This is a genomic window from Arthrobacter sp. Y3223164 (assembly GCF_059091005.1).
Genome location: NZ_JBNHGF010000881.1, coordinates 1 through 416, shown reverse-complemented (window position 1 = coordinate 416; position 416 = coordinate 1). Strand labels below are relative to the sequence as shown.

General features: G+C 73.8%; 1 protein-coding gene. It reads left to right on the top strand.

Features of this window, described 5'->3' with window-relative positions; translation table 11 throughout:
- Nucleotides 1-416, top strand: a 416-nt coding sequence (locus AC5RUJ_RS18525) for a D-alanyl-D-alanine carboxypeptidase (protein ID WP_494156549.1), incomplete at both ends; no start/stop codon positions are given.

Sequence of the window (416 nt, the reverse complement as noted above, 5' to 3'; positions counted from 1 at the left end):
AAGCCCGGCTCCTTCGCGGGCGGCACCGAAGCCATCCGCGAGGCGGCGGGCCTGGCGGGCATTCCCGTGGAGGGCATGGTGCTGGCCGATGCCAGCGGCCTGTCGATGGAGAACCGGGTCAGTCCTGCCCAGCTGGCCGCGGCGGTCAGGCTGATGGCCTCCTCCGAGGACGCGGACCTGCGGGCCGGGATCGGCTCCCTGCCGGTCGCCGGCCTGACCGGCACCCTGTCCGGGCGCTACCTGGAAAACAACCCCGCCGGCGCCGGGCTGGTCCGGGCCAAGACCGGCACCTTGAACACCGTGACGTCGCTCAGCGGCTATGTGGCCAGCGCCGACGGACGCCTGCTGGTGTTCGCCTTCGTGGCCAACGGCCTGAAAGGCTCGACCGACGCCGCGCGCGTGGCCGCCGACCGGGC